At 48.7% G+C, this 2,038-nt stretch carries 3 protein-coding genes; all 3 read right to left on the reverse strand.

Annotated elements, in window-relative coordinates; genetic code table 11:
- Nucleotides 1-83: 83 nt before the first annotated feature.
- Entirely contained in the window at nt 84-863 is a 780-nt protein-coding gene (locus C7H10_RS03485) for a hypothetical protein (RefSeq protein WP_106693775.1), read from the reverse strand.
- 117 nt (nt 864-980) lie between these two features.
- Entirely contained in the window at nt 981-1,562 is a 582-nt protein-coding gene (locus C7H10_RS03490; RefSeq protein WP_106693776.1) for a hypothetical protein, read from the reverse strand.
- Nucleotides 1,563-1,683: 121 nt separating this feature from the next.
- On the reverse strand, nt 1,684-2,013 hold the full coding sequence (locus C7H10_RS03495) for a hypothetical protein (protein WP_106693218.1): 330 nt from the start codon (nt 2,011-2,013) through the stop codon (nt 1,684-1,686).
- Nucleotides 2,014-2,038: the final 25 nt, after the last annotated feature.

A 2,038-nucleotide genomic window follows, 5' to 3' on the forward strand; every position in this document is an offset into this window, starting at 1 on the left:
ATAACGCTTGCAGCATGCGCGCCTACGGAATGGAGCCGAAGGCGCAATGTAGTGGGCGTCGCCATGCCTGCACTGGTTAGGCATCACATTACCCCTTGTTCGATAGCCCACATCCACGCTTGAGATAAGATCCCTGCGATACCGACAATAACGATCGCCCAAGTCAGGCGATTACCTACTTTTGCCGTTTTGATCTGATCCTGGTGGCGCTGAACATTCAGCTCAAATTCCGAAAGGGTAACCAAGGCTTTGCCCGTTACGACGTAATTCGTACCATTCTTAGTCAACTCTCCGGAATCCACAAACGAATCAAGAACAAGCTCAAGGTGTGCTTTGTGCTTGTCTTTATCTGGATGATAGAGCCATTTACGCGAGTATTTTTGTACTGCCAGCATAAGAGGATATATTTCATCCCGTGGGTTATCGATTTTGCGCTCGACAAGGTGCCTAAGCAGTTCCATTCTCTCTTCACGAACCAAGCGCTTTTTATTGTACAAAGACTGGCTCACCCGATCTCGATACTTCACGATTTTGTGCCAGCGGATAAGCTCCATCAGCAGGAATTTACCGGGGTCGGTATAGTTGAACTGGTATCCTTGGTAATAGTGCTCAATTCTTAGATCAAATGTTGCCGGGTCGATATCTCTTTCGGTCAGAGTTTTCTCCTTCCCGGACTGCTCGCCTCTCCAAACCAACGCTTCATACCCAGTTGTCTTGCGATTCCGGATCAATATCCGTGTATTTGAATCAGAATCTTCCAGCTTTACTGAGTAGAAGTCGTTTTCCTGTGCTCCTGGCCAGCTGGTAGTAAAACGCTGAGGAGCTGGCTTCTCTAAAGCCTTGTTCAGAGCACGAAAGAACAACTTATTCTCCTTGCCTAACGCCAATGTTCAGCGGCCGGTTTGGAGTGCAACGGAAAACCGGTCCGGTGGAGGCCCGCAGGGCCGGAACGTACTGCAACTACTTGTTAGGCCTGCTACTTATAAGAACCGTTCCAACATTGGCAGCTTGGATAAAAACAGGCCAGACTCCCGAAACCGAAGAAACCCCGGTATATCATTCGCTTTCTCAAGATTAGCGGTGGCTCTGCTGGTTTCTTTTTCTAAGGCTTCAATGCGCTCAACGTTTCTCTTCGCGACACTACCCGCAGGGTTATTTAGGATTTCCTTTTTAATGAACTGACACCTGTCCCATTCATTTTTCGCCTCTTGAACCAAGACAGGAACAAGATCAAAAGAGGTAACCACTGGCTGCCAGTGTGGGAACCCTTCTACTCGAACTTCACCAAACTGAATGTACGTTTTGGGCTCTTCTCTCAACCATTTGCTGCTCCTTAATCGCTTTAAATCTCCTTTTGATAGCCGGTACGTCTCAAGGACTGAAAGGTAATCCAAAGATTCGATAGTGGGTACCAATTGCTCGATTGGTACAAAGAAATGATCTTCCACCGGTATGTGCACAAAGAAAGACTCTGAGGATCGGAAGACCTTGCCAGCTTTTCTTGTCCACTCATCCTTCAAGCATTGGATAGCCGTTTCTTCAGGAGTCTCTGGTTCCCTCATGCTTCTATCCCTTCTTGCCTAACGCCGAAGCACAGCGGCGACCTTGGAATGGCGACGAAGGAGCCATGGAAAGGGCGTCCGGCGGCCATCGGCCGCGTACTGCTGCGCCTTGTTATGAGTTTTACGGGATTGGAGCATGCTTAATCCAATAAGGGGCCGTATAACCCAGTACACCCCCAATAAGCGCGCCCACGACAACGGACTCTCCGCTGCCAACAAAAATCAGCCCAATTAAGGCTCCGGCCATTGCTCCTGAAGAAAGCTCGTAGGCCCATGCATGCTTGAAAGCCTTTGGCTCAATAGAGGGTGCCGCTAATAATCCCAAAAAGATCCCCACTACAGCAACTGCAAGCAGTCGAGCCCAATCCCCAAAGAAGAACATTAGCGAGAGAACTGAGGCGAAACCCGCGAAGAGCAAGACGGAAATTGAAATCACTTTTAGCTTAGACATAGGACTCGTCTTTACTCATAACGCT

The sequence above is a fragment of the Marinobacter shengliensis genome, assembly GCF_003007715.1.
Lineage (GTDB): Bacteria > Pseudomonadota > Gammaproteobacteria > Pseudomonadales > Oleiphilaceae > Marinobacter > Marinobacter shengliensis.

Bases quoted from the DNA above. Each gene is read 5' to 3' on its own strand.
- C7H10_RS03490 (WP_106693776.1), bottom strand. From the start codon at position 1,562: ATGAGGGAACCAGAGACTCCTGAAGAAACGGCTATCCAATGCTTGAAG.
- C7H10_RS03495 (WP_106693218.1), bottom strand. From the start codon at position 2,013: ATGTCTAAGCTAAAAGTGATTTCAATTTCCGTCTTGCTCTTCGCGGGT.